24 protein-coding genes and 1 other annotated feature are annotated in these 25,773 nt (G+C 41.5%); of the genes, 3 read left to right on the top strand and 21 right to left on the bottom strand.

Features of this window, described 5'->3' with window-relative positions; all coding sequences use genetic code 11:
- Complete coding sequence (locus tag NSS80_RS05760) at window positions 1-1,638, bottom strand: peptide ABC transporter substrate-binding protein (protein ID WP_024425045.1); 1,638 nt, start codon at window positions 1,636-1,638, stop codon at window positions 1-3.
- A 482-nt stretch (window positions 1,639-2,120) separates the two neighbouring features.
- Window positions 2,121-2,341, top strand: a binding site (T-box leader).
- Window positions 2,342-2,394: 53 nt separating this feature from the next.
- On the opposite strand from NSS80_RS05760, the gene trpS reads away from it, so the two are divergent.
- Window positions 2,395-3,390 (top strand): tryptophan--tRNA ligase, encoded by a 996-nt coding sequence (trpS, locus tag NSS80_RS05755; protein WP_024425046.1) that lies wholly within the window; start codon window positions 2,395-2,397, stop codon window positions 3,388-3,390.
- 35 nt (window positions 3,391-3,425) lie between these two features.
- Here trpS and NSS80_RS05750 read toward each other — a convergent pair whose 3' ends face one another.
- The 9 genes from NSS80_RS05750 to NSS80_RS05710 all read right to left on the bottom strand — a co-directional run bounded on the left by NSS80_RS05750 (window position 3,426) and on the right by NSS80_RS05710 (window position 13,388).
- Window positions 3,426-4,178 carry a YjbA family protein gene (locus NSS80_RS05750; RefSeq protein WP_024426484.1) on the bottom strand — a complete coding sequence of 251 codons (753 nt, stop codon included), beginning with the start codon at window positions 4,176-4,178 and terminating at the stop codon, window positions 3,426-3,428.
- Between the two features lie 146 nt (window positions 4,179-4,324).
- Entirely contained in the window at window positions 4,325-5,224 is a 900-nt protein-coding gene (gene opp4C, locus NSS80_RS05745) for an oligopeptide ABC transporter permease (RefSeq protein WP_080769820.1), read from the bottom strand.
- Between the two features lie 33 nt (window positions 5,225-5,257).
- Window positions 5,258-6,208: an ABC transporter permease gene (locus NSS80_RS05740; RefSeq protein WP_024426486.1), complete on the bottom strand. Its 951-nt coding sequence runs from the start codon at window positions 6,206-6,208 to the stop codon at window positions 5,258-5,260.
- Between the two features lie 228 nt (window positions 6,209-6,436).
- Window positions 6,437-8,071, bottom strand: coding sequence for a peptide-binding protein (locus NSS80_RS05735; protein ID WP_024425049.1), 1,635 nt, complete (start codon window positions 8,069-8,071; stop codon window positions 6,437-6,439).
- A gap of 85 nt (window positions 8,072-8,156) precedes the next feature.
- A complete protein-coding gene (locus NSS80_RS05730; protein ID WP_041110125.1) occupies window positions 8,157-9,179 on the bottom strand; it encodes a dipeptide ABC transporter ATP-binding protein in 1,023 nt (340 codons plus the stop codon).
- On the bottom strand, window positions 9,176-10,156 hold the full coding sequence (locus NSS80_RS05725; protein WP_025093401.1) for an ABC transporter ATP-binding protein: 981 nt from the start codon (window positions 10,154-10,156) through the stop codon (window positions 9,176-9,178). Before NSS80_RS05725 ends, NSS80_RS05730 begins: the two co-directional genes overlap by 4 nt.
- Window positions 10,157-10,305: 149 nt before the next feature.
- On the bottom strand, window positions 10,306-11,109 hold the full coding sequence (locus tag NSS80_RS05720; RefSeq protein ID WP_024425050.1) for a DUF2268 domain-containing protein: 804 nt from the start codon (window positions 11,107-11,109) through the stop codon (window positions 10,306-10,308).
- Window positions 11,110-11,186: 77 nt separating this feature from the next.
- Window positions 11,187-12,428 carry a beta-ketoacyl-ACP synthase II gene (gene fabF, locus NSS80_RS05715; RefSeq protein ID WP_024425051.1) on the bottom strand — a complete coding sequence of 414 codons (1,242 nt, stop codon included), beginning with the start codon at window positions 12,426-12,428 and terminating at the stop codon, window positions 11,187-11,189.
- A 21-nt stretch (window positions 12,429-12,449) separates the two neighbouring features.
- Window positions 12,450-13,388 (bottom strand): beta-ketoacyl-ACP synthase III, encoded by a 939-nt coding sequence (locus NSS80_RS05710; protein ID WP_024425052.1) that lies wholly within the window; start codon window positions 13,386-13,388, stop codon window positions 12,450-12,452.
- A gap of 171 nt (window positions 13,389-13,559) precedes the next feature.
- Here NSS80_RS05710 and NSS80_RS05705 point away from each other — a divergent pair, with 171 nt between their 5' ends.
- Window positions 13,560-13,793, top strand: coding sequence for a hypothetical protein (locus tag NSS80_RS05705; RefSeq protein ID WP_024426489.1), 234 nt, complete (start codon window positions 13,560-13,562; stop codon window positions 13,791-13,793).
- Window positions 13,794-13,802: 9 nt separating this feature from the next.
- On the opposite strand, the gene NSS80_RS05700 is transcribed toward NSS80_RS05705, so the two are convergent.
- From NSS80_RS05700 to NSS80_RS05685, 4 genes are all read right to left on the bottom strand, one after another.
- Complete coding sequence (locus NSS80_RS05700; protein WP_024425054.1) at window positions 13,803-14,000, bottom strand: ComZ family protein; 198 nt, start codon at window positions 13,998-14,000, stop codon at window positions 13,803-13,805.
- Window positions 14,001-14,012: 12 nt separating this feature from the next.
- Entirely contained in the window at window positions 14,013-14,975 is a 963-nt protein-coding gene (locus NSS80_RS05695; protein ID WP_024425055.1) for a BMP family ABC transporter substrate-binding protein, read from the bottom strand.
- 91 nt (window positions 14,976-15,066) lie between these two features.
- A complete protein-coding gene (locus NSS80_RS05690; RefSeq protein WP_024426490.1) occupies window positions 15,067-15,642 on the bottom strand; it encodes a hypothetical protein in 576 nt (191 codons plus the stop codon).
- Window positions 15,643-15,715: 73 nt separating this feature from the next.
- Window positions 15,716-16,456, bottom strand: coding sequence for a hypothetical protein (locus NSS80_RS05685; protein ID WP_135032345.1), 741 nt, complete (start codon window positions 16,454-16,456; stop codon window positions 15,716-15,718).
- A 212-nt stretch (window positions 16,457-16,668) separates the two neighbouring features.
- Here NSS80_RS05685 and NSS80_RS05680 point away from each other — a divergent pair, with 212 nt between their 5' ends.
- Window positions 16,669-16,863, top strand: coding sequence for a YjzD family protein (locus tag NSS80_RS05680; RefSeq protein ID WP_003211779.1), 195 nt, complete (start codon window positions 16,669-16,671; stop codon window positions 16,861-16,863).
- Window positions 16,864-16,973: 110 nt separating this feature from the next.
- Here the strand turns inward: NSS80_RS05680 and NSS80_RS05675 are convergent, their stop codons facing one another.
- From NSS80_RS05675 to argB, 7 genes are all read right to left on the bottom strand, one after another.
- Window positions 16,974-18,239: an MFS transporter gene (locus NSS80_RS05675; protein ID WP_034282089.1), complete on the bottom strand. Its 1,266-nt coding sequence runs from the start codon at window positions 18,237-18,239 to the stop codon at window positions 16,974-16,976.
- A gap of 163 nt (window positions 18,240-18,402) precedes the next feature.
- A complete protein-coding gene (locus tag NSS80_RS05670; protein ID WP_008348517.1) occupies window positions 18,403-18,582 on the bottom strand; it encodes a YjzC family protein in 180 nt (59 codons plus the stop codon).
- 102 nt (window positions 18,583-18,684) lie between these two features.
- Entirely contained in the window at window positions 18,685-19,635 is a 951-nt protein-coding gene (gene argF, locus NSS80_RS05665; RefSeq protein ID WP_317222109.1) for an ornithine carbamoyltransferase, read from the bottom strand.
- A complete protein-coding gene (locus NSS80_RS05660; RefSeq protein WP_317222110.1) occupies window positions 19,632-22,712 on the bottom strand; it encodes a carbamoyl phosphate synthase large subunit in 3,081 nt (1,026 codons plus the stop codon). The genes argF and NSS80_RS05660 overlap by 4 nt, the downstream gene beginning before the upstream one ends.
- Window positions 22,705-23,766 carry a carbamoyl phosphate synthase small subunit gene (locus tag NSS80_RS05655; protein ID WP_024425061.1) on the bottom strand — a complete coding sequence of 354 codons (1,062 nt, stop codon included), beginning with the start codon at window positions 23,764-23,766 and terminating at the stop codon, window positions 22,705-22,707. The genes NSS80_RS05660 and NSS80_RS05655 overlap by 8 nt, the downstream gene beginning before the upstream one ends.
- Window positions 23,767-23,837: 71 nt before the next feature.
- Entirely contained in the window at window positions 23,838-24,989 is a 1,152-nt protein-coding gene (locus NSS80_RS05650; RefSeq protein ID WP_317222111.1) for an acetylornithine transaminase, read from the bottom strand.
- Window positions 24,986-25,762, bottom strand: coding sequence for an acetylglutamate kinase (gene argB, locus NSS80_RS05645; protein ID WP_025093396.1), 777 nt, complete (start codon window positions 25,760-25,762; stop codon window positions 24,986-24,988). Before argB ends, NSS80_RS05650 begins: the two co-directional genes overlap by 4 nt.
- Window positions 25,763-25,773: the final 11 nt, after the last annotated feature.

Below are 25,773 nucleotides of genomic sequence, written 5' to 3'. Positions count from 1 at the left end.
TTACTTTTCGAAATGTGCCCATTTGTATTGAACATCACCTAGTCCAGATACAACTACACCTTTAAGTTTTGGATCTTGTACCCAAAGCTGAGTGTAGAAGTAAATTGGTGCTACAGGCATATCGTTGATGATGATTTCTTCTGCTTTTTTCAGCATTTCTTCACGCTTCGTTTTATCTGTTTCTTTTGCAGAATCATTCAACAATTGTTTGTACTCTTTGCTTTCCCATCCAGTGTCGTTGTTTCCACCGTCTTTATCTTTGTAAAGCTCAAGGAAGTTCACTGGATCGTTGAAGTCACCTAACCAGCCCATACGTCCGATTTGGTAGTCTCCGCTGTGGATTTTGTCGATGTATACGTTCCACTCAGAGTTATCAAGTTCAACTTTCACACCTAAATCTTTTTTCCACATTTCTTGAATTGCTTGTGCAATCTTTTGGTGGCCTTCATCTGTGTTGTAAGAAAGTTTCAATGTTGGAAGATCAGAAACAGACTTATAACCTAATTCTTTCGCACCTTTTTCAAGAAGCTTTTTAGCTGTATCTACATCGTGATCTTTGAAGTAGCCAGTTTTGTTGTCTGTGAATCCTTCCATTGTTGGTGGAACGATTGCCATTGCTGGAACTTGTTCACCTTGCGTAATTTTGTCAACGATCGCTTGACGGTTGATTGAGTATGCAAGGGCCTTACGGATGTTTGCATTGTTTAAAGGTTTTACTTCTGTGTTGAATTTGTAGTTATAGATACCAGCGATCGTTTGGATTTTCAGACCGCCCTCTTTTTTCAATGTTTTTAAAGACTCAGTTGGAAGGCTTCCAGTCGGAGAACCAGCCCAGTCAAGCTCGCCTTTTTTGAACATGCTAAGTTCAGTGTTTGTATCTTTGATCATAGACATGTTGATTTTTTTCAATTTCACAGTATCTTTATCCCAGTATTCATTGTTCTTTTCAAGCGTGATAGAACCGCCATGTTTCCATTTAGAAAGAACGAATGGTCCGTTAGATACGTAGTTTTCACCAGCATTTGTGTACCAGTTTTTATTCTTTTCAGCCACTTTTTTGTTGACTGGCATATAAGTATAGAATGCAGTTAGTTCAGTAAAGAACGGTGTTGGGTTCTCTAGCTCAACTACAAGCGTTTTGTCGTCTTTAGCTTTAATGCCAACATCAGCAACTTTCGCTTTCCCTTTGTTTGCTGCTTCAGCACCTTTAATATAGTAAAGCTGGTAAGCATATTGAGATTCATTTTTAGGATCTAATGCCCATTTCCAAGCATATTCAAAATCTTCTGCTTTTACAGGGTCACCATTAGACCATTTTGCATCACGAAGTGTGAATGTATAAGTTTTACCATCAGCACTTGTTTTGATATCAGAAGCCATTGCATTTTCTGGCTTTCCTTCAGCGTTAATTCTTGTTAATCCCTCAAAAGTCTGACGGATGACACTACCTGAAGTTGAATCATTTGCCAATCCCGGATGTAGAGAAAAAGGCTCAGTGGAGATATTCACATTTAATGTTGTTTTAGCCTCTCCAGAACTGCTCGTGCTGTCGCCTGATTTGTTTCCGCTGAAACCACAAGCGCTTAATACAAGTGTGAAAATAAGCATTAAAGTAACAACAGACCAACGCTTTTTCAACTGTATTCCCCCTTATAATATGTTTTTAGTTCAAAGGTCTCGATAGAAGATGAGATTCAGATTTAAGAAATAGCGTAAAAAAGTCCCTAAATAGCTTACTTTCTATTTCTTTTGTTTTTTCTGAATTTTCACTATGTAAAGAGCCTAGCACAAACGTGTGAACAAATTCATTATAATGAATAGAATAATTTATTGCAATATCAATTTCATATATTTTTTAAAAACGTAAATGGGGATAAAGAGGGATTTTTATAAACTAAAGTCTCAATCACTTCAACAAATTAAAGCGTAAATTGATTAAAATAATTTAACAAATTCAGCAGGAATAATGTTTTATACATATAATTAATCATCCTTTTTTAAAAAATTCTGACAGATATTTGGTATTTTATCTAAAATTTTAAGTGTCAATAGGCATGATGAGAAGGTCACATAATGGCTTCGTGACTTTTTCATGGTCATCCTTTATAATAGATAGACATATTGTTGCGATGAAAAAGAAGAGTACATATATTCACCATTTACAGAGAGTCTGCGGCCGGTGTGAGCAGATAATGGCATGTATGGAATGGGCTTTGGAGCAGCTAACCGAACACTTCTAAAAAAGTGAGTAGGCTTAGACGGAGCAGTCTCCGTTATCAACGTCTTGAGTGATTTCTATGTGAAATAACAAGGGTGGTACCACGGTTCATTCGTCCCTTTTCTGTTGAAAAGTGATGGGTGGGCCTTTTTATATTGAAGAAAAGAGGTTTTAGTATGACAAAGAAGACAATTTTTTCAGGCATTCAGCCGAGCGGTTCTGTCACATTAGGGAACTATATTGGAGCAATGAAGCAATTTGTCGATTTGCAGCATGACTATAATGGCTATTTTTGTGTTGTCGATCAACATGCGATTACAGTGAGTCAGGACCGATTAGCTCTCCGTCAAAATATTAGAAGCTTAGCAGCTCTTTATTTAGCTGTTGGTCTTGATCCAGAGAAAGCGACATTGTTTATCCAATCAGAGGTACCTGCTCACGCCCAGGCAGGATGGATGCTTCAATGTGTTGCTTATATTGGGGAATTAGAAAGAATGACCCAATTTAAGGACAAATCCGCTGGTAAAGAAGCAGTTGTTTCAGGCCTATTAACGTATCCCCCATTAATGGCTGGCGATATCTTATTATATGGTACTGATTTAGTCCCTGTTGGAGAAGACCAAAAACAGCATCTTGAATTGACTAGAACGCTCGCTGAACGCTTTAACCGAAAGTACAATGACATCTTCACTGTGCCTGAAGTGAAAATTCCAAAAGAAGGCGCGCGGATTATGTCTTTAACAGATCCAACGAAAAAAATGAGCAAATCCGATCCGAACCAAAAATCTTTCATTACCTTATTAGATGAACCAAAGCAGCTTGAAAAGAAAATTAAAAGTGCTGTGACGGATTCAGAAGGCATCGTCAAGTATGACAAAGAGAACAAGCCTGGTATAGCCAACTTGCTGACGATTTATTCTGTATTAGGCAACATATCCATTGCAGAGCTGGAGCAAAAGTACGAAGGCAAAGGATATGGTGAGTTTAAAGGAGATCTTGCGAACGTTGTCGTTGATGCTTTAAAACCAATTCAAGATCGATACTATGAACTCATTGAATCAGACGAGCTTGACCGTATTCTAGACGAAGGTGCTGAAAAAGCAAACCGCGCAGCAAACAAAATGCTGAAAAAAATGGAGAATGCGATGGGTCTTGGCAGAAAACGCAAATAAAAAAAGCTTGCAGCACGACTCGCTGCAAGCTTTTTCTAATTTACTTTTGATTCGTTTTCCATTTCCCAAAGCTTTTCGAAAAAAGGCTGTCCTTTAATCATTTTTTCACAGAAGGCTAAATGATTCTCTGACCACCCATCAATCGTTTCATTGTAAAGCATGTTCCAAATCTCTTCGAAAGACATTCGTTTGATTTGGTTGTACATGCGCGGGTTCCATTCCGTATACCAATACGCAATCTCCGCCCTGTTTTTGAGCCCTTTTAATTGATCGAGCGCCATAAACATCAGTTGTTTCAGCTGTCTTTCTTTTCTCGTTAATCCGCTGATATGCTGCGGCGGCAGTGATAGAATGTGATACTCTTTCGTCGATTCAAGGCTGTCCTTAGAAAATTCATATTCCTCTGCCTTCACATCTTTCACCATTTCATACACCAATTGCTCCTGCCTTGGGATCAAGCGGCTTTTTCTCACAGGTATGGAATACCCAATCGTATCTACCGCAATAATTCGAATGCCGTCTGTGACCACAAAGCAATACTCTAATTTACGGCGTTCATGATTTTTTCGAATATAAGATTTCTCAAATACAGACTCTAGCAGTGTCTTTGGCAGCTCTGAAAGATCATTTTCTATGTAATCAAACAAAGGACTCTGCACCTTAAGTAAAGGCACTTGATCTAACAGTTCAACGCTGTCCTCCTTACGCCACTCATGAAAATGACACACATTGTAGCCATTTTCTTCCCCTTCAAACCAATTCACCCATACGTCATGAAGAAATAACATAACCAATCCCTCACTTTATAAAAACTGTTGTCCACAGTATGGGCAAGGGATAGAGAAATTATTCCAACTTTATCAAAACTTCAACGTGAGTATATGATGGCTTCATGTCTTTCTTTCGTTCAGGAACCGCAGAGCCCCTTTAAACTTTATTTCAGCTTTTTAGGATCAAGCGCATCTCTCAGCCCATCTCCTAAAAAATTAAAGCATAAAACAGTCAGCAAAATGAGTAAACCTGGGAAAAGCGGGTACCACCACGCTTGCACCATAATCGAGAAATTTTGTGCATCTTGCAGCATGTTGCCCCAGCTTGCTGTTGGCGGCTGAATACCAAAGCCAAGGTAGCTGAGCGTTGATTCAGCTAAAATGACGGAGCCTACTTTTAATGTAGCTGATACAATAATAGGACCGATACAGTTCGGTAAAATATGTGAAAAGATGATGACATGATTTTTCGTTCCAATGGTTCTTGCCGCGAGGACGAATTCTCTTGTTCGAAGTGATAAGAATTCACTGCGTATGAGCCTGGCGGTTGTTGTCCAGCCTGTCAAAGCAAAGATTAAAATCAATTTATCAATGCCCGGTTTGAAAATGGTGACGAGCGTGATCAATAGGAAAATGTCTGGAATCGACAACACGACATCCACAAACCTCATTAACAAGGAATCAACAAACCCTTTGAAATACCCCGCGACCGCGCCAACGACAGTTCCAATAGTGATTGCACCAACCACCGAGACGAAACCGACCAATAAAGAAACGCGCGCGCCATATAGCACCCTTGAGAAAATATCACGGCCAAACTTGTCTGTGCCCATAAAATGCTCAGCACTTGGCGGCTGGAGCCGCTTCAATAAATCTTGATGCTCTGGTGCATATGGAGCGATCACTGGAGCGAAAATGGCAGAAAAAATAATGATCAATAAGATCACGGAGCCGGCAACCGCCAATTTATTTTTGAAAAATTTCTCGCAAAACAAACGCAGCATCGTCTCAGGCTTTGGCGGAAGGCCCTCCTTTAATTTGATATCAACAGGAGGTGTTCCCATATTAGGCTGTGCCAATTGTGCTTCAGCTCCCTTCTAATATTCAATACGCGGATCAACGATCGCATATAAAATATCCGCTATTAAATTTCCAACCACCACAAGCACTGCGGAAATAACGGTCATTGCCATAATGACCGGATAATCTCTCGAAAAGGCAGAATCAATGAACAGCTTTCCAAGTCCAGGCCAGGTGAAGATTTGTTCCACCACGACTGCGCCGCCAATAAAAGATGGTATCATTAATCCGAAAATCGTTATGACAGGCATAAGACCGTTTCTTAAACCATGCTTAAAAATGACTTTGTTTTCTCTAAAGCCTTTCGCTCTTGCTGTGCGGATGTAATCCTGCCTCATCACATCAAGCATACTCGACCTTGTGTACCGGGTCAGCCCTGCCATATCAGCAGTTGCTAAAACAAAGGCAGGTAAAATGATATGATGGAGCCGGTCTAACACATTAAAATCGGCATTCAAGGTAGAAACTCCGCCAGTTGGAAACCAACCCAGGTTCACCGATAAAACCATAATGAGGATGAGACCAAACCAAAAGTTTGGAATAGCCAGTCCGATAAAAGATGTAACCGTAATGCCATAGTCAAGCTTTGTATATGGACGTTTTGCTGAAAGGACACCAAATGGAATGGCGATCAGCAGGGCAACTAATGTAGAAAAGATCATGAGGATGAGGGTATTTGGCAGCCGGGCAAAAATCAAATCAGCCACGGGTGTTCCCTTTTTGACAATGGATGTGCCAAAGTCACCTTGAAGCATATTGCCAAGCCATTTCATATATTGCACATATTCAGGATCGTTCAAGCCGTACTTGTCAATAAAGGCTTCCCGGTCTGCCGCACTAATGGTAGGGTCCATCATGAGTGACATCGGATCGCCTGGTGCTGCTTTCATAATGGCAAAGGACAAGATAGTAATCCCTAATAAAATGGGAATGGAGAGTAATGTCCTTCTAATGATATATGTAACCATATGCACAACTCCTTTTTCATCGGATCGCCAATCTGTAAAAAAAAGGCCAAAATGATGGTATTTTAGCCCTTTGTCTGCTTTTCAGCGTGATCTGAAAACCCTTGAATTCTCGTGCTGATGCGGAGCGAACGAAGTGATCTTTTTAGCACCCACGCAGAGAACTGACACCGAATGCAAGGGATTGTTCTCACGGTGAAAGGGGAGAATCCCCCCTTCTTCACTATCAGCCTACTGTTCAAGCCACCATTTTTCGATTTTGTAATATTCATCTTTCGGGTGGTAAGAGTAGCCTTGGAGATTAGATGGCATAGCACGATGTGAGTTAGCATAGTAAAGGAACGTATACGGCTGATCCTCTGCGATCAGTTTATAAATTTTTTCATATGCCTTTGAATAATCTTTTCGATCGCTTAAGTTTTTAGCATCAACTAACAGCTTATCGACCTCTTTATTTTTATACCAGATGTTATTTAAACCTTTTTCTGACTGGCTTGAGTGGAATATGCTGAATTGATCAGGGAATGTCGCAAGGCTCCAGCCGAGCAGAAGCGCATCATAATCCCACTTAGGCGGTGTCGTCTGCTCAATGAGTGCACTGAATTCCACAATTTGCGGCTTCGCTTCTACACCGATTTCTTTGAGCTGCTGCTGGACAACGACAGCGATATCTTCACGAACTTTATTTCCTTGGTTGGTCTTTATGACAAAGGAGAATTTCTTGCCATCTTTATCAAGATAGCCGTCTCCATCTGTATCCTCCCAGCCCTCTTCTTTCAGCATCTTTTTCGCTTTTTCTTGATCAAACTCAAACACTGGAACATTTTCATCCTTTGGATAGTTCCATGACAGCGGACTTTCTGGAATATTGGCTACTTTGCCGTCTCCATCTAGCACTTGGTCAACAATCGTTTGACGATCAATGGCATGTGTCAGTGCTTGGCGGACCTTTTTACTTTTAAAGAGTTCATTTTTCTGGTTCCAGCCAATGTATGAATAATTGAGTCCTAGATCAGATTCGATTTTAATGTTGCTCACTTTTTCAGCTGTTTGCAGCTCGGATCCTGGTACAGCAAAGAAATCAATATCTCCTGCTGACAGCTGGGCAATCGCTGCATTCTGATCAGGAATGGTTTTAATGGTGACAGTATCAAGGTAAGGACGTCCATCCCAATAATCGTCAAAGGCTTCTAGTTTGACGTAGTCTCCTTCTTTCCATTCTGCGAATTTAAATGGACCTGAACCGATTGGTTTTTTTCGGTTAAATTCGTTTTCACCTAGATCTTTTATAGGCACATCACCTAAAATATGCTTAGGTAAAATACCGTAGCTTCCTAGTGTGACATTATAAAAATAAGGATCTTTTTTATTGAGCTTGAATTCGATCGAGTAGTCCCCTGTCTTTTTAACAGACTCTAAAACTTCAAAGCCTGATCCGCGCTCCCCGTTGTAGTCCTTATTGATTGGTATGCTGTATGTAAACACAACATCATCAGCAGTCAGTTCTTCACCATCATGAAACTTCACACCTTTTTTAATGGTGACATCAAACTGCTTGCCATCATCCGATTCTTTAATATCCTCTGCCAGCGATAGCTGAGGGTTGAGCTTTCCGTCTGTTTGAAGTAAGAAGCTGTAGATTCTTTCCTCAATATCAGAGCTTGCCACATCTGTAGAATACAGCGAGTTAAATAATGTTGGCTCTGCAATTGAACCGATGACAAGATCGCCGCCTTGTACCGGTTTACCTGTGGATTTCTTTTCACTGTCTCCAGACGTTTTATTTCCACCAGAACAAGCAGCAAGGATTAATGTAAAAATCAGCAGTAAACTGACCAGAATGGACTTTCTATTTCTACCTTTCATAGACAATTCCCCCTATTCTTTTTTAAAAATAATGACTGAATCCTGTTTCATCCCCCCTCTCAAAGATGAGATCATACAAGCTTGATCAAGCGTTGTAGAGGTGGCAGGCAACAAAGTGGTTCGTTTTTAATTCTTGAAATGCTGGTACTTTTTCTTTACAGATTTCTTTCGCATGCGGGCATCTTGTGTGAAATACGCAGCCTTTTGGCGGATTTGCAGGACTCGGCAAATCGCCTTGCAGCATAATGCGTTCTCTTTTCGTCTGCCCTTTTTTACGGGTGACAGGAACGGAAGAAAGCAGAGCCTGTGTATACGGATGGAGCGGTTCATCGTACAGACTGTGCTTATCGGCAAGCTCCATCATTTTGCCGAGATACATGACGCCGACTCTATCGCTAATATGTCTGACCACACTTAAATCGTGAGAGATAAATAGATAGGTAAGGTCAAATTCCTCCTGAAGCTCCTCCATCAGATTAATAACCTGCGCCTGAATAGATACATCAAGTGCTGATACAGGCTCATCTGCGATGATCATGTCGGGATTCATGGCAAGCGCACGAGCGATGCCGATCCGCTGCCTCTGCCCGCCTGAAAATTCATGGGGATAGCGGTTCGCAAAGCTTGGATGAAGACCTACCTTTGATAAAAGCTGTTCTACTTTTTCATTTCTTTCTTTTAAGGAATATAAGTGATGTGTTTTGTAGGGTTCTTTGATGATGCTTCGAAGTGTTTTTCTAGGGTTGAGTGATGCAAAGGGATCTTGAAAAACCATTTGGATGTTTTTTCGTGTAGATTGTCTTAGCTTTGATTCTGACACGCGCGTGATGTCTTGCCCTTTAAAAAAGATTTGACCGTCGGTTGGTTCGTATAGGCGAATCATTGTCCGGCCTAGGGTGGATTTCCCGCATCCTGACTCCCCGACAATACCTAACGTTTCACCTTTATAAATCTTCAAGTCTATGCCGTCAACAGCTTTCACTGCACCGACTTTCTTCTGAAAGACGCCCGCTTTAATCGGAAAATGTTTTCGAATCTGTTTCAGTTCAAGGATCGTTTCTTTCTCTGGTAAGTCTGTTATTTGTGTTTGATTTTGAGCAAGTGTCATGTGTGGTCTGCCTCCTCATATAAGAAACATCTGACGCTTCTGCCATCTTCAAATGTTCTCAGCTTAGGCAGTTCTCCAAGGCAGCGTTCCTTCACTTGCGGACATCTAGGAGCAAAGCGGCATCCGGCTGGAAGCTGATCTGGCGCAGGAACATTTCCTTTGATGGCTGTTAACGGCTGTATGTCTCCGTCAATGACAGGAATCGATTCAAGCAGCCCTTCTGTGTAAGGATGAAGCGGCTGTTCAAACAACTCTTCGACAGTCCCATTTTCAACAACCTGTCCGCAGTACATGACAATCACTCGATCTGCCACTTCAGACACGACACCTAAATCATGTGTGATAAGAAGAATAGATGTACCAAAGGTAGAGCATAAATCTTTCATTAAAGTGAGTACCTGTGCTTGAATGGTCACATCCAGGGCAGTTGTCGGTTCATCTGCAATGAGAAGCTTCGGATCACAGCTTAGCGCTATGGCAATCATCACTCTTTGCCGCATGCCGCCTGATAAACGATGCGGATAATCTTTCATGATTTGCTCCGGGCGGGAAAAACCAACAAGCTTCAGCAGATCAACCGCTTTTTTGACCGCTTCTTTTTTTGAAAGTTTTTTGTGATAGATGAGGATTTCTGTTATTTGTTCTCCGATGGTTAAGACGGGATTAAGTGAGGTCATGGGTTCCTGAAAGATCATAGATACATCATTACCACGGATGCTGCATAATTCCTTTTCACTATATGTAACAAGGTCCTTTCCATCAAGTTTGATGGAACCGTCCATAATTTTCCCGCCCGTGCCATGAATCAGACCCATAATGGATAAGGACGTAATGCTTTTGCCAGACCCAGACTCACCGACTAATGCGACAGTTTCTCCTCTGTTGATGCTGAAATCAACGCCATCCACAGCAGGTATCGGTTCCTTTTTTCGAAAAAAATATGTTTTTAAGTTTTGCACTTCAAGCAGCGTGCTCATTCATTCGCCCCTTTCTCCTTAGATCAATAGAATCGAACTTGAATATTCTGTATTTTAAAAATAAAAAGAATTATTTGTATATTATTACATCGTTATGACGAAATCAAGAAGTATTTAGTAAATTTGTAATATGTCTCTTTTTATGTGAATTATTCACTTTGTGATTCTATTGCCTTTAAAAAGGTTTCTGCTGGCTCTGCAATCATAGATTCCTCGCTGATTCGGTGCTCATTGAAATATTTTTTCACGATATAAAACCCGGTAGCGTAACCAAGCATTTTAGGGTAGTTCCCTTTTCCATAAAGAAGATTCTGTATCAGCCTTTCGTCGTCCTGGACTCTTTGATCAAGATGACTGGATACCCATTTCTTGTACATACGCTGAAGCTGTTCTTCGCTATAGAAGGTGGTCCATTTCGCTGTATAGTTTTCTCCATATCTATGATACACAGCATATTCAGCGAGCCCCTCCATCATGATTGTATCGAGGAATGTAAAGTCTTTTTCTTCTTTTGAGAGAAAATGCAGCCTGCATACATGGTGATATTCATGAGTCAGCAATGTACCGATTCGCTCCTTCGGGGTATTTGGAGACAAAAAAAGAAAGACCTTGTCATCAAATGCCATGCCGGATTGATAATAAAATTGCTCTCTGATTTCTCTGCTGCTCTCATTGACAGGTAAAATAAACACAGGAATGTCTGGACCTTCCCACTGCTTTTGAAGCGTTTGATATTCTTTCATGACAAGCTTGAAGTACCCTTTTTCCTTGAGCTTGTCGATCATGTTTTTGCACGAGCTCCAAGACCGAACCATCCCGTGATGTTGCAGGTGAGCGAGGATAGACGACCATTCTTTTTCCTCGGCCCCTTTAAAATAAGGAACAAAGCGCGCTGCAAGCTCCTGAAATGATGATGATTGATGAATGAGATATTGTGTATTGATCAGACCCATACCGCTGAACACCTCCATTTTCATCATATGCAAAAAAGCGGCGATCTGTTTATCGACCGCCGCTTTCTCAGCAAGTATTATGCTTCGTATTTTTTGAAAATAATTGTCGCATTATGCCCGCCAAAACCAAGTGAGTTACTTAAAGCCACTTGTACTTCTTTTGAACGTGCTTCATTTGCTACATAATCAAGATCACATTCTTCATCCGGTGTTTCAAGATTAATGGTTGGAGGAAGGACGCTGTCTTTAATCGCAAGAACAGAGAAAATGGCTTCTACTCCGCCTGCTGCGCCAAGTAAGTGACCTGTCATTGATTTTGTCGAACTGATCGCAAGCTTGTTTGCATGCTCTCCGAACACTTCTTTAATCGCCATTGTTTCAAATTTATCATTGTAAGGTGTGCTTGTACCGTGGGCATTGATATAATCAATGTCTTCCACAGACAAACCTGCATCTCGAATCGCTTCTTTCATTGCACGGACGCCGCCTTCTCCATTTGGAGCTGGTGCTGTTATATGGTAGGCATCTCCAGTTGAACCATAACCAACGATTTCTGCATAAATGGTCGCACCACGTTTTAAGGCATGCTCAAGTTCTTCAAGAACAATAATCCCTGCACCCTCACCCATGACAAATCCGTCACGGTTTTTGTCGAATGGACGGCTTGCTGTCTTTGGATCAGGATTTGTCGAAAGGGCTTTGTTCGCACAGAAACCTGCAAACGACATTTTTGTTAATGGCGCTTCTGTTCCGCCTGTGATCATCGCATCTGCATCGCCGCGTTGAATAACTTTAAATGCATCACCAATTGAGTTTGTTCCTGTTGCACATGCTGTCACTGTACAAGAGTTAACCCCTTTTGCGCCAAGTGCAATAGAGATTTGGCCTGTCGCCATATCAGGAATCATCATTGGGACGAAGAATGGACTGACGCGTCTTGCCCCTTTATTTGAATACACTTCGAACTGCTCTTCAAATGTTTCAAGTCCGCCAATACCAGACCCAACCCATACACCAACACGCGGTGCGATTTCATCTGTGATTTCAAGACGTGAATCTTCCAGCGCTTTTTGAGCAGCAACGACTGCATATTGCGTGAAGCGTGCCATTTTTCGCGCTTCTTTTTTCTCCATGTAATCTTCAATGTTAAAATCTTTTAGTTCTGCCGCTACTTTTGCGGTATATTCACTTGAATCGACACGTGTAATCGGTCCAACCCCTGATACACCCGCTAAAGCATTTTTCCATGTTGACTCTACATCGTTGCCAAGTGGTGTCAAAGCACCTAATCCTGTAACAACTACTCGTTTTTTATCCATTAATTTGTGCACCCCACTCTTTTATCGGCCCCATCGCATAGCGATTGCGCCCCAAGTTAATCCGCCACCAAAACCAACCATTACAATCACATCGCCGTCATGAATTTTTCCGGCTTCGATTTCTTCACATAGTGAGATTGGAATGGATGCTGCTGATGTGTTTCCATATTTATGGACAGTCTTCGACATTTTTTCAACTGGAAGCTCTAAGCGTTCGCGTGCTGCTTCCATAATGCGAATATTTGCTTGATGCGGGATCAAGAAATCAACGTCTTCTTTTGATAGTCCAGCTTTTTCAATGACATTTACACTTGACTCGCCCATTTGTCTTACAGCAAATTTAAATACTTCTCGTCCATTCATGATTGTATGATCTTTTTCATCTAAGTACAAGTGCTTCCCGCCGCTTCCATCTGCTCCAAGTTCAAATGATAGAATTCCTTTACCTTCGCTGACTTCTCCCAGCACAGCAGCTCCAGCTCCATCTCCAAACAAAACAGCTGTATTGCGGTCATCCCAGTCGGTAATGCGAGAAAGCTTTTCAACACCGACGACAAGCACGTGTTTGTAAGTTCCTGATTCGATAAATTGTTTTCCAGTAACAAGCCCATACATAAAGCCAGCACACGCAGCGCTAATATCCATTGCACATGCTTTATGTGCACCGAGCTGCTCTTGAATCATGCAAGCAACTGTCGGAAATGCTTGATCTGGCGTGACTGTCGCCACAAGAATCATATCGATATCTTCTGCAGCCACATCTGCGTCAGCTAATGCTTTTTTTGCAGCAGCAAGCGCCATATGAGATGTATTGACATCATCAGATGCAATTCTTCTTTCTTCTATACCTGTTCTAGTACGAATCCACTCGTCAGAAGTTTCAACCATTTTTTCTAAATCATGATTTGTTAATACTTTTTCAGGTATATAGCGGCCAAGGCCAATAATTCCAGCATTCATTGAATAAGACTCCTTTTACTCATACGAGCATGTGATATTGTGATCTTATATTAGTATCTGGTACTAATTTTACCTTATTTTTTTCTTCTTGGCAATACAAACGTCTAACCTTTCCTCTCACTTTTTTCATAGATTAATGATATATACCAATAGTAGAAAGGAACATGTGATATGGCGCAAAAAGATATTTTCTCAGCAATGATGTTTGGACAGCCGCTTGAAAAGGAGAAAAGCAAGACAGAGGCAAAGGAGGAACGTGCGGAGACATCTTCAAGTGAGGACTCAATTGACTACATGCATGTCATGAATCAAATTGGGAACATTATGAATTCCATCGATGAGCTGAAGCCTGTGTTTAAAGATGTTGGTCCTATGATTAGTGCCTTCAAGAAAAAATTATCATAAAAAAAGCCACTATTCTGTGGCTTTTTCTGATTCTGCATCTGCTTTTCCAAGCTCGTATGCTTCTTGCATGACAGATGTAAATAATGTTAGAAGCGGCTGAAGTGCTTCAGGCTCAAGCTGAATCCCTGCTTTATCTAACTCTTCCTTCGCCTGTGGAAAATACTTCATGGCAATTTGTAAAAATTCCATCGATTTTTCGTGCTGCATGTCGTCGTCTCCTCACTTTTCATTTGGCAGTTTACCTGTTTTTTTGTATGACGCAATATCACTTTCAATGTCTTTCACAAAAGCGTCGTCAATGGTGGAACTAAATTTCCCCATCTCGACCACTCCTTCTTTAAAATCAAAGGAGTACTCATCTTGTTCATTTAGCTTGCCTTCATTAAACTTCTTTGCAATGATACTATACGCTTTATCAACATGCTGTACAGTGCTCGTTAAAACTGTATGGCTGCCGAGGTTGGATTGATCGGTGACGTACCCGATCGCTGATAAATTATCGGCTTTGATTTGTTCAATGACAGGGATATTATAACCATCACCTGCTGGATACACAACATCAACGCCCTGCTTTTTTAATTTTTGATAGAGCTCCACCGCTTTGTCAGCATCATCCCAGTTTTCGACAAACTCTGCTAATACTTGTACATGTTCATCTTGATATTTTGCTCCTTTGATAAAGCCGTCTACTTCACTTTGCCAATCATATGTAGCAAGAATACCAATCTTTTTTGTTTTTGACATATGTGCAGCTGTCATGCCTCCGAAAAAGCCCATCGCTTCACCTTTAAACGTCACGTTTGTGACATTGCCCGCCTGAGGCTTGTTTCCATTGACCGTAATAAATTGTATGTTTGGATAATCTTCACTGATCAAGTTAAAAATTTCACTGTATTCATTGCCATGGCCAATAATCAAATTGACTCCTTTTTTATGGAATTCTTCAATGGCATCAACGATTTTCTCCTTGTCGACCATTCCTTCCTTATAATAAACATCTACACCAAATGTTGATTGGATACTTAATAAGCCTTTATAACCTTTCGTTCCCCAAACTTGATCATTGATCGTATCGGGGACGAGTAAACCCACCTTCTCAATTTTTCCTTTTAAAGGCGCCTGCGAGCAGGCAGATAATAGAAGAAGGAACGAAAAGATCATGACAAGCCGCTGGTACTTCATGCCATGTTCAACTCCCTTTTACAACATGCAGTGATGAACCTGTATGTTAAATATAGGTTTATTTTATACTGAAAAAAGATAAGATGGAAGATCATTCTTGCTTTTTGTCGAAAAATGTTGAGTTTTGTCTTTTCCATTCTGCAATCATGTCTTCTGCTTGTTTGTCATCTGTTTGGCTTTCTACCTTCAATTCATACGTCATGTCCTGTCTTTGACCTGTGTCCGATGCCCATTGTAACAATTCCTTTGCCACATCTTCTACAAAAAGTGAATCTGCACGCTTTGTTTGATCTTCATTGAGTGTCCATGGTCCGAACATGCGAGGAAGAATAACTGCCGGCACATTCTGTTTCGCTGATTCGTTTTCAGGTTTTTCATAAAGAATCTGGTACATGCCATGCTCTGCTTTGATGTCTTTCTGCCTGTTATGCGGTTCCTCTGATTGAATAAAAATGAGGTCATACGTGTCCTTGCTATCCTGAAGGTCAATGACACGAACGAGATCATTTCTGCCCAGCCACATCATCCGCTCTTCTAACAGTGCCTTTTGTTCTTCTTTAAGATCATGAGGACGCGTGATATCCACTTGAATGCCCTCTTTCATCATATATTCACAAAGTGTCAGGCCAAAAAACTCATCTGCCCCTATGATCAGTCCTGTTTCCATGTTCATGTCCCCTTTTTTAATATCGAATAAAAAGAAGAGCCCTTTCTATGAAGGGCTGTTATCATCCTATTCATCACAATTCTCTTTCATGCGATTTATAAAACTTGTGAATGGATTGAAAGATTCTTCTCGGATGATCAAACATATGCAGCGTGAGATCGACCTGACAATGTTCTGGATTTTTCATATGCTGATCAATAAAAGGCTTTGCGTGAAGTTCATATGCATAAGGTGCGCCGTTTAGCCTTTGCCATATATGAATCGGTACATGAGCAGAATGAACAGGACAAGAAGGCAGTGGATACGTTCCAGCTTCCTTTTCAGAACAGCCATAGCTCTCTGCTAACTCTTTGAGCAGCTGCTTATAAAAGAATTTGTGTTCCTTTTCTCTTTCTCGTTGTGCATCCAGATTCAGACATGGATTCACCATCGCAATGGACCTTAGTACTTCAGGCATCTCCTCAGCAAGGCTCATGGCAACAAGTGCACCCATTCCCTCTGCGAGCACATGAATTTCCCGGTTTAATATTTCTTGTTTTAGTGTGTGATGCACGAGCTGCTTGGCGCTAAAAACAGCATCTTCGCATCCCCAGTGATTCCCATGAAGATGACTATTAAACAATGTATATCCTTCATCCTTTAAGGCAGTTAAAAGCTGGTTTCTTCCATAATGCTGAAGCCAGAATGATGTATTTTCCTGCACAAAGTGATTCCGGTCACCGAGGATTAGAATGCCAAAGCCATTTGGTTTTTGAGGAAGGTGAATGATGTTCCACTGGGAACCAAGCTGGAAAAAACGTTCGCTTACACCCATATGGCCAGCCTCCTTTCAGTGATTCTGCTTTCTATGATATGAACAACAACTCTTGTAGGAATAAGGAAATCCCCTAAAGACAGAAGAATTCTTTTTATTTTTATAGCAGAAGGTCTCAAAATGGTCACATAAAGGCGGAAAACAGTCTTTTCCCTTCACTTGCATCTATGGTATGATAATCAATAGATTATTACATAAAGGACGGTGGGATTATGCATTATATTATCACCCTCATTTGGACTTTTCTGCTGACACATATGGCTGGTTACATCGTTGCCTCTATGAATGGAGCTGCTTATGATTTTACGCTCACTTCCATTCTTGCAGTTGTGTTTACGGTTATTTTATTCATCTTTGCTGAAGTAAGTCCAATGAAAGAAACGGAAAGTTCAACAAAACATTCTTAATATGACTTGTGAAAAAGAGCTAAATTGATGTTTAGCTCTTTTTTCTTTTTGCAGAGTGATTGCGGCACGCTAAAACCCCCTGCCTTAAACATACAGGGGGTTTTTATTGTTTACACCTCGACGGTTTCGGACTTCTGTTTGTCCTCTGTCAAATGGCTTTTCGCAAGCCCTGTAAACAGGAAGATCGCGATACCTGATAAAATTTCAAGGATTCCTCCGCCAGCAATGACAGGTCCCGCTCCAAATCTTTCTGCCAGGACGCCTGATACGACAGCTGCAAGCGGGAGAAAGACATTTGATGAGGCATTGATCACAGCATATACTTGCGGCTGATCCTCTTGGTCAACAGATGTTTGAATAATGACCATTTCCGGCACATTGATCGCACTGACAGCAGCTCCGAAAATAAAGGAAGCAAGCAGAACAACCGGCAGCCATGTACTCATCCCTGTCATAAAGAATGCAGCCCCTTCAATCATGCCAGCGACAATAAAGAACAAACCAAATCTCTTAATTTTCACCTTTGCCAGAGCAAAGCCCATCATAAACGCGCCAACTGCGGCAACACCTCTTAAAATGGAATACACCATGGAGTCGCTTTGCAGCGCTTCTGCTACGTATACCGCTGACAGTGCCTGCCACGGAGCTGCTGCGACATTCATTAAGATACAATACAGCGTGAGCGCAAATAAAATGTGATGGTTTTTGACAACGAGAAACCCTCTTTTTAAGTTATACAAATATGTATTCTTCGCTTGTTTAATGCCCGCTGCTTTTTCTTCATCGGTTTTCTTTAGTTTGACCCCGATAATAAACAGACCAGAAATCACAAATAAAGCAGTGGTGATCAGCAGAGTATCTGCAGGTCCAATTAATTTAACCAAAAGACCAGCTACCATGACTGCTGCAAGTGCAACAATCTCAAAAGAAGATTGCAGGATTGCATTTGCTTTTTGAATGAGATGCTTTGGAACAATCTGCGGTAAGATCGCCACCGAAGCTGGATTATATGCTGCACCTGTTGCCGATTGAATAACCATTAATGAAATCAATAACCATAGAGGCAATAGATGCGAAAAGTGCAAAAGTGGAATAATGAGTACAATTGTTGCTCGAACAACATCTGAAGCGAACATCCATTTAGACAAATGGTGCTTTTTCATAAGAGGTCCTAAAATTGGGGCTAACAAAGATGAAGGGAGAACCGTTACTGCTAGAAGAAGTCCTGTACCGAGCGCTCCATCCCCTCTTAAAATCAATAGCCAAAGGACGGATGTAAAAGCAAAACTTTCCCCTGTGTTTTTAATGAGTCTTGATATGAATAATGAGGTGAAGCGTTTATTCCAAACACTTTCACTGAGATTCATCTTTTCCATCACACAAATCCTTTCAACAATATATTACATATTTTACCTTAAGTTCTCTCTTTTTCATACTATTTATTTGAAAATTTGAACTTAATTGTTTTTTATTATAAAGAAAAAAGAGGCATGACACATGCCTCTAAAGTCTTATTCCTGCTGACTCTTAGTCAATTGCTTACGGCTTTCTTTGGTAGGTCCAAACACGATTATGGTTCGAGTTATCAGGAAAGACATCGCCTGCTTTAAGCTTAATCTTTAAAGGATCTTTCACCATACTGCCAGTTTCACCGATCTCGATATACACACCATTATTCGGTGCTTTATTCCCTGATTTAAACTGATGCTGCTGACCCATTTTCATCCTCCTTTCTCGATTGATGTTATTATGTCCCGTCCCTTGCCTCTCCAATCCTTTATGCAAAAAGTCCCTGCTCATACGAGTCAGGGACACTTGGATTTATTTGGATGGTTGATACATAAGTTCTTTCATTAACGCTTTTTGCACATGCAGGCGGTTTTCTGCCTGTTGAAATACTTTTGAGTGCGGCCCGTCAATAATATCTGCCGTCACTTCTTCCCCGCGATGTGCCGGGAGACAATGAAGGAAAATATAATCCTTTGCTGCATGACTCATCAGTTCGTTATTGACTTGATATTCTTTAAATTCAGCAAGACGTTTCTCTGTTTCTGCTTCCTGCCCCATGCTTGTAAACACATCTGAATAAATAACATTTGCATCTTTTACAGCTGCAACAGGATCTGTGGTCACGGTCACTTCTGCCCCTGATTGTTTTGCAAACTCACGGGCAGTGTCTGTGACTTCTTGAAGTGGTTCATAGCCTTTTGGTGATGCAACCGCAATGTCACAGCCTAGCTGCGCACAGCCGACCATCAAGGAGTGCGCCACGTTATTTCCGTCACCGATATAAACCACTTTGATTCCTTTTAAAGTACCTTTTGTTTCTTTAATGGTTAATAAATCAGCAAGCGCCTGACATGGATGTGAGTAGTCGGTTAATCCATTAATGACTGGAATAGACGCGTATTGTGCAAGCTCTTCAACCTTCTCATGTTCAAAGGTTCGAATCATAATACCGTCGACATAACCAGACAGCACCTGCGCTGTATCACTGATGGTTTCTCCTCTGCCAATTTGCAAATCATTTGAGCTGAGGAAGAGCGCATGTCCTCCTAGCTGCGTCATCCCCGCTTCAAACGAGACACGGGTTCTAGTTGAAGATTTTTCAAAGATCATCGCTAACGTTTTTCCTTTGAATAAATCTTGATATGGGTTTTGTTTCATTTCTTCCGCTTTTTCAATTAAATATGCAATCTCATGGATTGAGAAATCTTTTAATGATAAAAAGTCTTTTCCGTATAATGCCGGTTGCACGTGGACTTGACTCATGCCGTCACTTCCTTTTTATATAATTCATGGAGCGATACTGGTGATACATCTCCATTTTTTCCTTGCAGGAATGCTTGAACTGTTTCATATTCGGTTAGGACTTGAACGCCGTGTGTGAGTGCTTTTACACGCTGCTCTTTTGCCTCTTCATCTTCTCCTAAATGAATATGAAGGGATTTATCTTCATTCTGCAGCCAAGATTCAAAGCTGCCAGTCCAGACGTCAAAGCCTGCATGCTTCGCTTCATCTATCAATTGCTCGCTGCCTTGTATAAAAAGGCTTCCTTTTTGCTTCCAGATCGGTGCAAATACTTTTTTCAATGCGCTTTCGGCGTTCTTGCCTACACACATTCCTTCTCCAGTCGCTTTCATTTCAGGTGTCAGCTTGAGGTCGATATCTTGAATGGCATGTGATGAGAACACTGGGAATTTGACCGCTGTCCCCCCTTTGTTTTTCGTTGCAGGGTTTAGTTCTTCAAGCGATGCACCAGCTAATAATTGAGTGGCCATTGGGATCATATCAATGCCCATTACCTTACTGACGACTGGTACAGTCCGGCTTGCCCGCGGATTCACTTCTAATACAAGCGCCTGATCCCCTTTGATGACAAATTGGATATTCATAATGCCCTTGAATGATAATTTCTTCGCTATTTGTTCAGACGCGGTATGCACCTGCTGTTTGATGTCTTCACTGATTGAGATACTTGGTAAAATGGCAAAGCTGTCACCTGAGTGCACGCCCGCTTTCTCAATATGTTCTACGATGGTTGGAATGAACGCCTTTTTTCCGTCAGAAATAAGATCGACTTCAATTTCTTTTCCCGTGACATACTCATCAATTAAGATTGGGTATGGCAAATGATCTGGCTGATCAAGCAGTGATGCCAAATGTGCTTCTGACTGAACAACGATCATTCCCATTCCGCCAATGACATACGATGGACGAATTAATACAGGGTAACCGATGCTTTTCGCATGTACGAGTGCTTCTTCTTTTGAATGAGCCGTATCTCCTTTTGCGTGAGGAAGATTCAGTTCATCAAGAAGCTGATAGAATAAATCGCGGTCTTCAAGTGCATCCAGCGTATCAAAGGACGTACCTAACAATGTGACACCGGCTTTTTCTAAGCCTTCTGCGACGTTAATCGCAGTCTGTCCGCCAAATTGGACAATGACAAAATCAATTTGTTCTGCTTCCACAACGTTTAGGATGTGCTCTAATGTAATCGGCTCAAAATATAAACGATCTGCAATCTCATAATCAGTACTGACTGTTTCTGGATTGTTGTTCATCATGATGGTTTCAAATCCAAGCTTTTGCAAGGTCAGAACGCCATGAACAGCGCTATAATCAAACTCGACCCCCTGCCCGATTCGAATCGGACCAGAGCCAATGATGAGTGCACGCTGCTTTGTTTTTTCTTGATGTTCACCATCGCTTTTGCCGAAGTAGGTGGAATAGAAGTAATTCGTTTTAGCATCAAATTCCGCCGCACATGTGTCGACAATTTTAAATGAAGCAGCAATGCCGTATTCTTGACGAAGCTGCCTGATTGACTCTTCCGTGTGACCCGTAAGCAGAGCAATCGTTTCATCAAGGAAACCCTTTTCCTTTACCTTTTTCAAGGTATCTTTTGATAGAGTCCCCTTATGATCTTTCAATTCTTGTTCGAGCGTAATCATATTCTGGAACACATGTAAGAAGAATCGATCGATTTTCGTCGTTTGATGAATTGTTTCAACCTTTTCTTGTCTTGAAAGAAGCTCCATAACAGCGAAAAACCGGCGATCGTCTGGTGTTTTGATAAGTTCAAATAAAAGTTCTGTCGATTGCTCTTTCAGTTCTGGCAGGTGGAAGCCCTTCGTTTTAATTTCAAGTGATGCAACTGCTTTTTGAATGGCTGACTCTAAATTCCGATCAATCGCCATGACTTCACCAGTCGCCTTCATTTTTGTGCCTAATTGACGGTCTGCCTGTTTAAATTTATCAAACGGCCAGCGCGGGAATTTCACGACAACATAATCTAGTGCCGGCTCAAAACTAGCATAGGTTGTACCTGTAAGCGGGTTTTTCAATTCGTCTAGCGTATAACCCACCGCAAGCTTAGCTGCCATTTTCGCAATCGGATAGCCTGTTGCTTTTGATGCAAGAGCAGAAGAACGGCTGACCCGAGGATTCACCTCAATGACAAAGTATTCTTTACTGAGTGGATCAAGGGCAAATTGAATGTTGCAGCCGCCGACTACATCCAGCGCTGAAATGATTTTCAGGCTCGCTGAACGGAGCATTTGATAATCCTGATCCGTTAATGTTTGGGAAGGTGCAACGACAATCGAGTCTCCTGTATGCACACCAACTGGATCGATATTTTCCATGTTGCATACCGTGATACACGTATTTTGACGGTCTCTCATGACCTCATATTCGACTTCTTTAAAGCCAGCTATGCTTTTTTCAACTAAACACTGGTGAATTGGACTCGCTAAAAGAGCTCCTTCAATGAGCGGCTTAAAAGCCTCTTCTGTTAGAGCGATTCCGCCGCCTTTACCGCCAAGTGTGTATGCTGGTCTTAGGATGACTGGGAAGCCGACTTCTTTTGCAAATTGAAGAGCATCTTCCGCATTATCCACAATTTCACTATCTGGCACAGGTTCGTTCAAATGCTTCATGAGAGCACGGAATTTCTCTCGATCTTCACCGTTTTCAATGGTTTCAACTGACGTTCCGAGCAGGGTCACTCCATGCTTTTTCAGCACACCGGCTTTTTCTAGCTCGACAGCAAGGTTTAAAGCTGTCTGTCCGCCAAGGTTGGCTAAAAGACCATCTGGTTTTTCCTTTTCAATAATTCTTGTCACTGAATCAACTGAAAGCGGTTCAAAATAGATTTCATCAGCAAATGACTCGTCTGTCATAATGGTTGCTGGGTTATTATTCACTAAGATGACTTTGTAGCCTTCTTCTTTTAAGGCCATACATCCTTGTGTTCCTGAGTAATCAAATTCTGCTGCCTGACCAATGATGATTGGACCAGACCCGATGACTAGAATGGTTTGTATGCTTTGATCTTTAGGCATGTGCGACTTCTCTCCTTGCTTGTTTCACTTTCTCAATAAAATCATCGAATACCCATTCACTTTCAGCAGGCCCTGGGTGTGCTTCTGGATGAAATTGAACTGACATAATCAGCTTTTCTTTATGAATGAATCCTTCTACAGATCCATCGTTGACATGAAGGAATTTCACGTCCACTTCTTTGTCATTCATGCTTTTTTCATTCACAACATAGCTATGGTTCTGACTTGTCATAAAGACACGTTTGGATTCTGTATCCTGAACAGGATGATTCGCTCCCCTGTGGCCAAATGGCAGCTTATACGTATCTCCGCCAAGTGCAAGAGCGATTAATTGGTGACCTAGGCAGATCCCAAGTGTCGGAAATGACATCATGATGTCATGAATTGTTTTTAAATACGGTGTCATGGTTTTCGGGTCTCCAGGTCCGTTTGACAAGAGGATCGCATCCGGCTTGATCTCAAATACCTTTTCCATTTGTTTATATGGAATGACGGTTACTTTACAGCCGCGCGCTGCAAGCGAATCTGCAATTGATTTTTTAAAGCCAAAATCAATGAGCGCCACATGTTCCTCACCGCTGCCTTGTGTGTAGATCTCACTATCTGTCACCTGTGCGACGACATTGTCTTGTTTCATTGCAGGCGGCGTTTCGTTTTCGTCTACACTGAGCACAGCGTTCATCGTTCCATTTGCCCGGATGTTTTGCACAACTGCGCGCGTATCTGTATGTGTCAGAAGCGGGATATTCCACTTTTGTAAATAATCTTTTAAGCTGACCGCTGCAAGATGATGTGAAAAATGCTCTGCTGCCTCGTAAACAACTACCGCTTTTACTTGAGGCTTCTTGCTCTCAAAGTCTTCATGGTTAATGCCGTAATTTCCGATCAGCGGATATGTGAAAACAATGATCTGACCTTTATAGGAAGGATCTGTGAGCACCTCTTGATAACCTGTCATACCTGTAAAAAAGACCACTTCACCTGTGATGCCAGCTTCTCCTGTCAGATCTCCTTCAAAAGAGGCTCCATCTTCTAAATTTAAATAACCTTTCATGCTTATGTCACCCCAAAAATTGAATAATTAATGATACAAATGTATTTTTATACGTTCGTTTGTAAAAAAATTTACACCGAAACTGTTTTATTGGCTAATACTTGAACAATTGCTTCGATCGCTTGATCCAGCTCTGTTTTCTTCACATTCAGCGGAGGTAATAAACGAATGACATTCGGACCAGCTGGAAGCACCAGCAGCCCTTGTTCTCTAAGAGCTGTGATATAGCCGGCGACTGGCTGATCACATTCAATACCTGCCATCAATCCTTTTCCCCGCACTTCTTTTACGATATTCAGCTGTTTGACATTTTGCAGCTTTTCTAACAGGTAATCACCCTTTTCTTTCACTTCTGAAAGAAACTCTTCTTTGAAAATGACATCGAGTGTCGCATTCACAGCGGCCATGGCGAGCATATTCCCACCAAATGTTGTACCATGTGAACCTGGAGAGAATGCATCTCCTAGAGCTTTTTTCCCTATGACTGCACCAACTGGAAAGCCGTTCCCTAACCCTTTTGCTGCTGAGATAATATCAGGGTCAAGACACGTCTCTTCGTACGCAAATGCTGTTCCTGTACGACCGATGCCCGTTTGAATTTCATCTACAATCAGCAGTGCTTCATGCTTTTTGCAAAATGCTTGAACGGCTTCAAGAAATGCTGGTGTCGCTGGATTCACTCCACCTTCACCTTGCACAACCTCCAGCATCACCGCTGCCACATCATCGACTGCACAGGCTGACATAGCGTCTGGATCATTAAACGGTACGTAGTGAAAGCCTTCTAGCATAGGGCCAAAGCCAGTTTTGATTTTATCTTGACCTGTGGCAGCCATACCAGCATACGTGCGCCCATGGAAAGAGTGCAAAAATGTGACGATATTTGTTTTCCCAGTCGCTTTACGTGCTAATTTAATGGCACCTTCATTTGCCTCTGCCCCGCTATTACAGAAAAACACGAGATCCCCTGAACTGTTTGCTGCCAGCTTTTCTGCTGCTTTTTCTTGCAGTCCATTTTCAAATAGATTCGATACATGCCAGACGTGGTCAAGCTGTTCCTTAATGGCTTGATTGACCTTTGGGTGATTGTGGCCTAAATTTGTAACAGCAATGCCTTGTATAAAGTCTAAATATTTTTTTCCATTTGTATCGATTGCCCAAGAACCTGCTGCCTCTTTGATTTCAACATTCCACCGTCCATAGTTTTGAAAAAGATGACTCACAGGACCGCCTCCTTTTGTTTCACGATTCTTGTTCCTTTAAAGGTTTCTCCTGTAAAGATACTGCCTTTGCCATTTACGATCATCACTTCATCTACATCACCTGATAAAGCACTCAAAGCGGATTGTACTTTTGGAATCATTCCCCCGGAAATAATGCCTTCATCAATGAGTGAAAGGGCTTCTTGTTCTGTGACGACATCTAATAGTTCACCATTTTTTAAAATGCCTTCAACATCTGTGACAAACATGAGCTTATCAGCTTTCATAGCTCCGGCGACAGCTGATGCAGCTAAATCAGCATTCACATTTAAGGTTTGGCATTCTTCCGTCATAGACAGCGGCGCAATCACAGGAATGAATTGTTTTTCCATGAGTGCTTCTGCCATTTCTGGATGAACTTCTTTGATTTCACCAACGTACCCGTAAACGTCTTGATCAAGGAAATCGGCGACAAGCATCTGCCCATCTTTACCGGATACGCCGACAGATGATATATCATGCTTTGCGAGCTCTGACACAAAGTATTTATTGACTGTTCCCGAGAGAACCATTTCGGCTACCTCTAACACAGGCTTCGTTGTTTTACGCTGACCGTCAACAAATTCTGTTTTCACTTCTAATTTTTGCAGCATGTCGGTGATTTCAGGTCCTCCGCCATGCACGATAGCCAGCTTAAATCCAGCAGCTTGAAGTGAGCGGACATTTTCATAAAATGTATCTGAAAGTTCTCGAATGACACTGCCTCCACACTTGAACACGATCGTTTTATTCATGTCTATCTCCT

Origin of the sequence: Bacillus sp. FSL M8-0350 (assembly GCF_038593345.1) — a bacterium.
Classification (GTDB): domain Bacteria; phylum Bacillota; class Bacilli; order Bacillales; family Bacillaceae; genus Bacillus; species Bacillus safensis.
The sequence above is the reverse complement of the archived record's forward strand: the minus strand, read 5'-3'. Positions and strand labels throughout refer to the sequence as shown.

Bases quoted from the DNA above. Each gene is read 5' to 3' on its own strand.
- trpS (WP_024425046.1), top strand. From the start codon at position 2,395: ATGACAAAGAAGACAATTTTTTCAGGCATTCAGCCGAGCGGTTCTGTC.
- NSS80_RS05750 (WP_024426484.1), bottom strand. From the start codon at position 4,178: ATGTTATTTCTTCATGACGTATGGGTGAATTGGTTTGAAGGGGAAGAA.
- opp4C (WP_080769820.1), bottom strand. From the start codon at position 5,224: ATGGGAACACCTCCTGTTGATATCAAATTAAAGGAGGGCCTTCCGCCA.
- NSS80_RS05740 (WP_024426486.1), bottom strand. From the start codon at position 6,208: ATGGTTACATATATCATTAGAAGGACATTACTCTCCATTCCCATTTTA.
- NSS80_RS05735 (WP_024425049.1), bottom strand. From the start codon at position 8,071: ATGAAAGGTAGAAATAGAAAGTCCATTCTGGTCAGTTTACTGCTGATT.
- NSS80_RS05730 (WP_041110125.1), bottom strand. From the start codon at position 9,179: ATGACACTTGCTCAAAATCAAACACAAATAACAGACTTACCAGAGAAA.
- NSS80_RS05725 (WP_025093401.1), bottom strand. From the start codon at position 10,156: ATGAGCACGCTGCTTGAAGTGCAAAACTTAAAAACATATTTTTTTCGA.
- NSS80_RS05720 (WP_024425050.1), bottom strand. From the start codon at position 11,109: ATGGGTCTGATCAATACACAATATCTCATTCATCAATCATCATCATTT.
- fabF (WP_024425051.1), bottom strand. From the start codon at position 12,428: ATGGATAAAAAACGAGTAGTTGTTACAGGATTAGGTGCTTTGACACCA.
- NSS80_RS05710 (WP_024425052.1), bottom strand. From the start codon at position 13,388: ATGAATGCTGGAATTATTGGCCTTGGCCGCTATATACCTGAAAAAGTA.
- NSS80_RS05705 (WP_024426489.1), top strand. From the start codon at position 13,560: ATGGCGCAAAAAGATATTTTCTCAGCAATGATGTTTGGACAGCCGCTT.
- NSS80_RS05700 (WP_024425054.1), bottom strand. From the start codon at position 14,000: ATGCAGCACGAAAAATCGATGGAATTTTTACAAATTGCCATGAAGTAT.
- NSS80_RS05695 (WP_024425055.1), bottom strand. From the start codon at position 14,975: ATGAAGTACCAGCGGCTTGTCATGATCTTTTCGTTCCTTCTTCTATTA.
- NSS80_RS05690 (WP_024426490.1), bottom strand. From the start codon at position 15,642: ATGGAAACAGGACTGATCATAGGGGCAGATGAGTTTTTTGGCCTGACA.
- NSS80_RS05685 (WP_135032345.1), bottom strand. From the start codon at position 16,456: ATGGGTGTAAGCGAACGTTTTTTCCAGCTTGGTTCCCAGTGGAACATC.
- NSS80_RS05680 (WP_003211779.1), top strand. From the start codon at position 16,669: ATGCATTATATTATCACCCTCATTTGGACTTTTCTGCTGACACATATG.
- NSS80_RS05675 (WP_034282089.1), bottom strand. From the start codon at position 18,239: ATGGAAAAGATGAATCTCAGTGAAAGTGTTTGGAATAAACGCTTCACC.
- NSS80_RS05670 (WP_008348517.1), bottom strand. From the start codon at position 18,582: ATGGGTCAGCAGCATCAGTTTAAATCAGGGAATAAAGCACCGAATAAT.
- argF (WP_317222109.1), bottom strand. From the start codon at position 19,635: ATGAGTCAAGTCCACGTGCAACCGGCATTATACGGAAAAGACTTTTTA.
- NSS80_RS05660 (WP_317222110.1), bottom strand. From the start codon at position 22,712: ATGCCTAAAGATCAAAGCATACAAACCATTCTAGTCATCGGGTCTGGT.
- NSS80_RS05655 (WP_024425061.1), bottom strand. From the start codon at position 23,766: ATGAAAGGTTATTTAAATTTAGAAGATGGAGCCTCTTTTGAAGGAGAT.
- argB (WP_025093396.1), bottom strand. From the start codon at position 25,762: ATGAATAAAACGATCGTGTTCAAGTGTGGAGGCAGTGTCATTCGAGAA.